This is a genomic window from Dyella sp. (assembly GCF_036384435.1).
In the GTDB taxonomy this organism is placed as follows: domain Bacteria; phylum Pseudomonadota; class Gammaproteobacteria; order Xanthomonadales; family Rhodanobacteraceae; genus GSA-30.
Genome location: NZ_DASVMI010000132.1, coordinates 1 through 8,272, shown reverse-complemented (window position 1 = coordinate 8,272; position 8,272 = coordinate 1). Strand labels below are relative to the sequence as shown.

The 8,272-nt window shown below is 60.7% G+C and carries 5 protein-coding genes and 1 pseudogene; 2 read left to right on the top strand and 4 right to left on the bottom strand.

Translation table 11 applies throughout. The annotated features are described in order from the left end of the window. Together VF436_RS12890 and VF436_RS12885 are read left to right on the top strand one after the other, a co-directional pair. Nucleotides 1–1,025: pseudogene (locus VF436_RS12890) on the top strand (TonB-dependent receptor); the annotation flags it as partial. A 53-nt stretch (nucleotides 1,026–1,078) separates the two neighbouring features. After that, nucleotides 1,079–3,112, top strand: coding sequence for an enterotoxin (locus VF436_RS12885; RefSeq protein WP_330904430.1), 2,034 nt, complete (start codon nucleotides 1,079–1,081; stop codon nucleotides 3,110–3,112). Nucleotides 3,113–3,308: 196 nt separating this feature from the next. Here VF436_RS12885 and VF436_RS12880 read toward each other — a convergent pair whose 3' ends face one another. From VF436_RS12880 to VF436_RS12865, 4 genes are all read right to left on the bottom strand, one after another. Further along, nucleotides 3,309–3,710 carry a hypothetical protein gene (locus VF436_RS12880; protein WP_330904429.1) on the bottom strand — a complete coding sequence of 134 codons (402 nt, stop codon included), beginning with the start codon at nucleotides 3,708–3,710 and terminating at the stop codon, nucleotides 3,309–3,311. Between the two features lie 120 nt (nucleotides 3,711–3,830). Continuing rightward, nucleotides 3,831–5,663, bottom strand: coding sequence for a translational GTPase TypA (gene typA, locus VF436_RS12875; RefSeq protein WP_330904428.1), 1,833 nt, complete (start codon nucleotides 5,661–5,663; stop codon nucleotides 3,831–3,833). Nucleotides 5,664–5,998: 335 nt separating this feature from the next. Beyond that, the gene (locus VF436_RS12870) at nucleotides 5,999–6,703 is read right to left on the bottom strand and encodes a lipase (protein WP_330904427.1); all 705 of its coding nucleotides are present in this window, start codon (nucleotides 6,701–6,703) and stop codon (nucleotides 5,999–6,001) included. 78 nt (nucleotides 6,704–6,781) lie between these two features. Further along, nucleotides 6,782–8,272 (bottom strand): GntP family permease (locus VF436_RS12865; RefSeq protein ID WP_330904426.1); only part of this gene is annotated, 1,491 nt, incomplete at its 5' end.

Below are 8,272 nucleotides of genomic sequence, written 5' to 3'. Positions count from 1 at the left end.
AGATCGGCCCGCAGCAGACCCTGATCGACGGGCTGGCACCCAGCCCAAACAATGTGGCGACATCCAACATCAAGGCACCCTACCAGTACGAATTCCAGGTTTACGTACAAAAGGCTTTCGGTCGAAGCTGGTCGACCCTGGGTGAGCTGGGTTTCAGTTCGCTCAAGCGCATCATCGACGATACCTGTTACAACCAGGGCATTACCGATTACGCCAACAGCCACGGTTTTCCCGGCTATACCGACGAGAGCGGCTGCCCCATGTTCAATCCGGGCATCGCGCAGGTATTCACGCGTGACTACAACGGCGACGGCAAGCTGGAGTCGCTGACTATTCCGGGCAATGTGTTTGGCCCCGCACCCAAGCGGAAATATGCACATCTGACCCTTGAAGCGACCCACCAGGCCAGCGGCGAGGAGCCTTACTTCCTCGATGTGAGTTACACCTGGGCGCACCTGTATGGCAACGACGACGGCCTGCTCAATCTGGGTACGCGCACGGGCGGTGGCCCGGGTGAGCAGATTTACTGGGATTTCCCGGGTCTGATGGATTACAGCTCCGGCCCGCTGGCCGGCGACATCCGCCATGCGCTCAACATCAATGGCATCTGGTATTTCCCAATCGGTTTGCGCCTGGGCTCGACGTTGACCATGCATAGCGGCACGCCGTTGAGCTGTCTGGGTACCTACCCCGACGACAACAATCCCGCGCGTGGCTACAACGCAGCCAGTCACTACTGCAACAACCTGCCGGCTCCACTGGGTGGGGCGGGGCGGCTACCGTTTTTCTGGCAATGGAATCTCGGCGTGGGTTATGACTGGAAGATCGGCGAAGTCAACCAGTTGAGCCTGGACCTGCAAGTCCAGAACGTTACCAATCGCCAGGCACGCATCGATGCCAACCAGCTGTACGACACCGGAGCGCGCCAGAGCAATGGTTTGCCCGTGCCCAACCCGAGCTATGGTGCTGCGACCTGGCAGGTGCCGCGCACGACGCAGTTGGTGCTGCGCTACACATTCCAGTGACTACCGGAGTGACGTTGCCGTCGCCCCGCCTTTGCAAGAGAGGTTGCCAAGACATGCAAGACAACACACTCGGCTCGGTGCACACATCCAGTCGCTTTGCCGCACATCGCAGGCTGCTGGTGGCGATGCTCGCCGCTGGCATGGTGTCCTGCCTGAGCGCGAAAACGGAAGTCCGCCCAGCGTTCACCGTGCAAGGAGATACCCAGCAGTTCGGCAATGCCGTGATCGATGCCAACTGGAAGCTCGCCCATGGAGTGCTCGATGACGTGGCGGTGACCGATCACGTCAACCAGCAGACGCTGAAAGTCACCGCCCCTTTCGTGCTGGAACTGGCCGATGGCAGCAGGCTCAGGGCCGCCGACATGTCCGTGTTATCTGGCCCGAAGGTATCGAGCTTACCCGTGGATGCAAATGCCTCGCGGCTTTCCGAGCGCCTGCCCGGCAAGGCGGTCGAAGCGAGCTTCGGCGACAAGGATGGCCGGTTTCGCGTCGGCCTGCGCTGGATTCAGCGCGATGGCTCCGATTACCTGCGCGAGGAAGTGACCGTCACCGCACTCAAGCAGGATGAGGACATTCGGAAAGTCGGCTTGTTGCAGACGCAAGTGGCCGGTGCACAGGTTGTCGGTACCGTTAAAGGGTCACCGGTGCTTGCCGGACAGGATTATCTGGGCTTCGAGCATCCGCTTTCCGACAGTTCCGTGCGTGGCAGCCAGGTCAACCTTTGGATCGATCGTGGACTGCCCTTGAACAAGGGGCAATCCATCACGTACTCCGGCGTCGTTGGCGTCACGCATGCCGGACAGACAAGGCGCGACTTCCTGGCTTATCTGGAACGTGAGCGTGCGCATCCTTATCGACCGTTCCTGCATTACAACTCCTGGTATGACATCGGCTATTTCACGCCCTACACCCAGCAACAAGCGGTCGATCGTATCCATACCTTCGGAGAGGAGCTGAGCGTCAAGCGCGGCGTCAAACTCGATTCGTTCCTGTTCGATGATGGTTGGGATGATCGCAGCGGCAGTTGGAACTTCAGCAAGGACTTTCCTGACGGCTTCGTGCCCTTGAAGCAAGCGGCGGCTAAGTACGGTGCTGGTCCAGGCGTGTGGCTGTCGCCGTGGGGAGGTTATTCCAAGCCCAAGGAAATGCGTGTCGAGCATGGCAAGGCGCAAGGCTACGAGATCATCGACGGCGGATTGGCCCTATCCGGCCCGAGGTACTATCAGCGTTTCCACGATGTCGTGATGAAGATGCTCAAGGACGAGGGGATCAACCAATTCAAGTTCGATGGCACGGGCAATGCGGACAAGGTCTTTCCAGGCAGCCGTTTCCCTAGCGATTTTGACGCTGCTGTTGCGTTGATCGACGATATTCGTAAAGCCAAGCCTGCTACTTTCATCAATCTCACGACAGGCACGCTGCCGTCGCCATTCTGGTTGCGCTACGCCGATTCGATCTGGCGCGACGGTGAAGATGACGATCTGACCGGTGTGGGCACGAATCGCGAAAAGTGGATCACCTATCGCGATGCGCAGACCTATCGCAATATCGTGATGAACGGCCCCTTGTTTCCGCTCAATTCGCTGATGCTTCACGGCATCATCTATGCCCAGGAAAACAAGCGGCTCAATACCGATCCGGGGCACGACTTCGCCAACGAGGTCCATTCCTATTTTGGTACCGGTACACAGTTGCAGGAGCTGTACATCACCCCCTCGCTGTTGAGCGAAGCTGACTGGGAGACGCTGGCTGAAGCGGCGCGATGGTCGCGTGACAATGCGAACGTGTTGCGTGATACGCACTGGATTGGCGGTGATCCAGAGCGCCTCGATACCTATGGTTGGGCGGCTTGGTCGCCGCAAAAGGCCATCATCACGCTGCGTAATCCTGATCAGCGGAAGCAGAGCATGGTGATTGACCTGCAACGGCAGCTTGAGCTTCCCGCCGGCGTGGCGACGCATTACACCGCGCGCAGTCCCTGGAAGGCCGATAGTGGCAAGGCGCCCTTGAGTTTCAATGCGGACAAGCCGCAGATGATCGAGCTAGCGCCCTTCGAAGTGATCACGCTGGAGCTGACGCCTCAATAGCGGCGGATTTTCATGCCGGCGGTTTTCATCTGGTCAAGCCAGGCGCCGGCACGACCAGAGGGAAGGCGTACGATGCGTTCATGGCCTTGGCCTGCGCGCGATTTGCTCGGAGCTTTGCATGAACGAGGAAGGTCGCGAGGGACCTTCCTCGTTACCGTACTCAGGTCGCCCGGTGGTCAGCGTTGCCCGGTAAGCGTCACTTGAACGTGCATCCGGTCAGCATGATCTGGCCTTCCAGCACTTCCTTCAACTTGGTGCAGTGCGCTGTTATCTGCTGGCCTTTCTTGAAGCCGGCCGGCACCACGCTGTCGTCATTGTTGAGCGGATTGAACTGCACCTTCGAACCGATGATCACGTCTTCGCCAGGCATCCCTTCCATCAGGATGGCCTTGTGCGGCGTCCCGACCATCTGGCCATAGGTATCGTAGTCGAGGAATTTACCGACCACGGTGATGTCATCCTTGCCTTCGTATTTCTTATCCATCGTGCCCGGGTGCGTGGCGCCATCGCGAGCGATGTCGACAGCCTTGAGCTTGATGGGGGTTGCGGCAAAAGCGGGGACGGTAGCCAGCAATAGAACGAGTACTGCGTACTTCATCTCATCGACTCCATGTGATGGGGGAAGCCCGGCATGATAGCTCGGCGTGCGGTGATAGCTATACTTGTGGGTACAAAAAAGCCGCCCAAAGGCGGCTTTCCGTCTGCATGCAGGGAAGAATCAACCTGCCGAGCGCGATGCCTTCTTTCGATCGTTCTCGGTGAGGTGCTTCTTGCGCAAGCGGATTTCCTTCGGCGTGATCTCGACCAACTCGTCGTCGTCAATGAAATCCAGTGCCTGTTCCAGCGAGAACTTGATCGCCGGGCTGAGCTGAATCGCATCGTCCTTGCCCGAGGCGCGCATGTTCGTCAGCGGCTTGGGCTTGATCGCATTGACGGTCAGGTCGTTGTCCTTGGAGTGGATACCGACCAGCTGGCCTTCATAGACCGAGTCGCCTTCGGCGGCGAACAGCTTGCCGCGATCCTGCAACGGCCCCAGCGAGTAGGCGGGCGTGGTGCCGGCGGCGTTGGCGATCATCACGCCATTGAGGCGCTTGGCGATCTGGCCTTCTTCCTTCGGACCGTAGTGATCGAACACGTGGAACAGCAGGCCCGAGCCCTGGGTCAGGGTCTTGAACTGGTTCTGGAAGCCGATCAGGCCCCGTGCCGGGATCATGTATTCCAGGCGCACGCGACCCTTGCCGTCCGGCTCCATATTCTTGAGCTGGCCCTTGCGGGTGCCCAGGCGCTCCATGACCGGACCCTGGTGAATTTCTTCCACATCGACTACCAGCTGTTCGATCGGCTCCATCTTCTGGCCGTCGATTTCCTTGATAATCACTTCCGGACGCGACACGGCCAGTTCATAGCCTTCGCGACGCATGTTCTCGATCAGCACCGACAAGTGCAATTCACCACGGCCCGAGACCAGGAACTTGTCGGCGTCCGAACCCTGCTCGACCTTCAGGGCCACGTTGTGCACCTGCTCGCGGTCGAGGCGATCCTTCAACTGGCGGCTGGTCAGGAACTTGCCACCCGAGAGGTCCTTGTTACCGGCGAACGGCGAGTTGTTCACCTGGAAGGTCATGCTGATGGTCGGTTCGTCGACGGTCAGGGCCGGCAGCGCCTCCGGGGTATCCAATGCGCAGACCGTATCGGAAATGGTCAGTTCCGAGATACCCGAGATGGCCACGATGTCGCCGGCTTCGGCGCTGTCCTGCTCGATGCGCTCCAGGCCCAGGAAGCCAAGCACCTGCAATACCTTGCCCTGGCGCTTCTTGCCGTGGCGGTCGATCACGGCCACCGGCATGTTCTTTTTCAGCGTGCCACGCTGGATGCGGCCGATACCGATCACGCCGACGAAGTTGTTGTAGTCCAACTGGCTGATGCGCATCTGGAACGGGCCTTCCGGATCGACTTCCGGCTTGGGCGCGTTATCCATGATGGCCTGGTACAGCGGGGTCATGTCGCCCTCGCGAACGGAGTCGTCGAGGCTGGCGTAACCGTTCAGGGCCGAGGCGTAGACGATCGGGAAATCCATCTGCTCTGAGGTGGCGCCGAGGCGGTCGAACAGATCCCACACCTGGTCGACTACCCATTGCGGACGGGCGCCGGGGCGGTCGACCTTGTTGATCACCACGATCGGTTTGAAGCCCATGGCGAAGGCCTTCTGAGTCACGAAGCGCGTCTGCGGCATCGGACCGTCCATGGCATCGACCAGGATCAGCACGGTATCGACCATCGATAGCACGCGCTCCACCTCACCGCCGAAGTCCGCGTGTCCGGGGGTGTCGACGATGTTGATGCGATTGCCCTGCCAGGTAATGGCGGTGTTCTTGGCCAGGATGGTGATGCCACGTTCCTTTTCCTGGTCATTGGAGTCCATCACGCGCTCGGCGAGTACGGTGCGCTCAGAGAGCGTGCCGGACTGCTTCAAGAGCTGATCGACGAGCGTGGTCTTGCCATGGTCGACGTGGGCGACGATGGCGATATTGCGCAGATTTTCGATGGACATGGTCTGGGCTCGGGCGGCTTTTAGGCCGTCGCGTAGGTTTCTTGAGAGGCGAATCGGACGATTATACGGGGTTATGTGACAACTTGCCTGTGCCAGGGGGATGGGCGTTCAGGCGGGCCGAGCTCATGCCGGGCAAGGCCGGTTGTTGCCAGGGGATGGGAGGCGGCCAGTGGGGGCAAAAAAGCCTCTGCCAGAGGCAAACCCTTCAATCCGTGACAGGTCATGCCATGGACTTTTCGATCATGACGGCCGTACGGACTTGCGCCTGGCCGTTCGTCTCGGCACGGAGAGCCCAAGCGCGGAGGGGCGCCACTTCGCCCCTCCCGCAAAGCCACTTACTGTCTGATCAAAGCGAGCTGGTCCGCCGCGGTGGCATAGAGCAGTTGATAGTGCTCATAGGGGTAGGCGGTGCTGCCATCTTCGCCGTCGATGGTCGAGGTATGGACCCCATAGACCAGGCAGGTGCCGGTGGCGCAGTTGATCTCGTCCACCCAGGAAATGAAGGTGTACTCCTTCTTGCCGAATCGCTTTCCGTCCAGGCCGTTCAACAGGGGGCTGCTGATCGAGAGGCCATACTGGCCGCAGGTCAGGGTGGCGGTGTTGAACGGGTAGATGCCGCAGGTATACAGGCCGTGGAAGGCACCTGCGATGCCCAGGAACACGTCCACCTTGGACGCCGCATTGAGCTTGGTGATCTCCAGGGCGGCCAGGGTGGCCCCCATCGAATGGCCGATCACATCGATGTGGCCGGTGCAGGAACTGGCGATCGCGCTATTGATCGCATTGCGGACTGGGGTCTCTTCCGAGCCATTGTGGTCGTTGCAGGCCGCGCACAACGAATTGCCCCAGGCCGGGGCGAAGATCTGCGAACTGGTGTAGCCGTTCTGCAACAGCAGGTCGACGGTGTTCTGGAAATCGGCGGGACTGCCGGTGTTGCCATGGACTAGCACCACGTTGTCGACGCACGTGGCGTGCAGGCCGACGATCGGACTTAACAACAACAGGGCCAGCAGGCCCAGAAGACGTTGCTTGATGGACATCGCTCGTTGCTCCCTTCGCTTCACGAATGCCCCGGTCGGGGCGGAATGCATGCGTGCCGGACGCCGGTGGGGCGTCTTTCAAACCAGTCCGGTGGCGTAGAACACCGCGATGGCGACGAAGACGGCCACGGTCTTGATGACCGTCACGGCGAAAATGTCGCGATATGACTGCCGGTGCGTCAGCCCGGTCACGGCCAGCAGGGTGATGACCGCGCCGTTATGCGGCAGCGTGTCCATGCCCCCCGAGGCCATTGCGGCCACCCGATGCAGTACCTCCATCGGAATGCCCGCAGCCTGGGCGTTGTGGATGAAGCTTTGCGACATCGCCGCCAAGGCGATGCTCATGCCGCCGGAGGCCGAGCCGGTGACGCCAGCCAGCACGGTGACGGCCACCGCTTCATTGACCAGCGGATTAGGGATCGCATGCAGGCCGTCGGCCACGAGCTTGAAGCCGGGCAGGGCAGCGATGACCGCACCGAAGCCGTATTCGGATGCCGTGTTCATGGAGGCCAGCAAGGCTCCGGCGACGGCGGCCTTGCTGCCTTCGGCAAAACGACGGGTGACCGGCCGCCACGCGAAGGCGATCACGCAGACGATGCCCAGTAGCAAGGCGCCTTCCACGGCCCAGATCGCGGCGACCTTGGAAACCTCCTGCACGACGGGTTCGGCCTTGCCTACCACGGCCGGCACGAATGACTGCGTCGGGCCATACAGCCTGGGAATGGCATCGGTCAGCAGCTTGTTGGCTACGCCGACCAATACCAGCGGCAGTACCGCGACAAGAGGATGAGCGAGCTTGCCGTCATCGAACGCGGCCGGCTCGTTGACCAGGTCATGGCCGTAGCCTTCCTGGCGGGCGGCGGCCTGGCGCCTGCGCGATTCGAGATAGATCAGGCCCACGACCAGGATGAACAGCGAACCCAGGGTGCCCAGCCATGGCGCGGCCCAGCCGTTGGTACCGAAGAACGAGGATGGAATGATGTTCTGGATCTGCGGCGTGCCAGGTAGCGAATCCATCGTGAAGGTAAAGGCCCCCAGCGCGATCGTGCCCGGGATGAGCCGCTTGGGAATAGCGGACTGGCGGAACAGTTCGGCGGCGAACGGGTAGACCGCGAACACCACCACGAACAGCGATACACCGCCGTAGGTCAGCAACGCGCATACCAGCACGATGGACAGCATGGCCCGGCTGCGGCCAACCAGCCCGATGGTGCCGGCGACGATGGATCGCGAAAAGCCTGAAAGCTCGATGACCTTGCCGAACACCGCGCCCAGCATGAATACCGGAAAATAGAGCTTGAGAAACCCGACCATCTTGTCCATGAACAGGCCGGTGAACATCGGCGCGACAAGGGATGGCTCGGTCAGTAGTACGGCTCCCAGCGCGGCGATGGGCGCAAAAAGAATCACGCTGTAGCCGCGATAGGCCGCGAACATCAGGAAACAAAGCGCGGCCAGCACGATCAGGAAAGCCATGCCTTCGGTCACTCCATGGGCGTCGGGCGGCGAGTATCGGCAAAGCACCATGCCGCTTGGCACTGTACCAAGGTACAAGTGTGACGCGCTGCG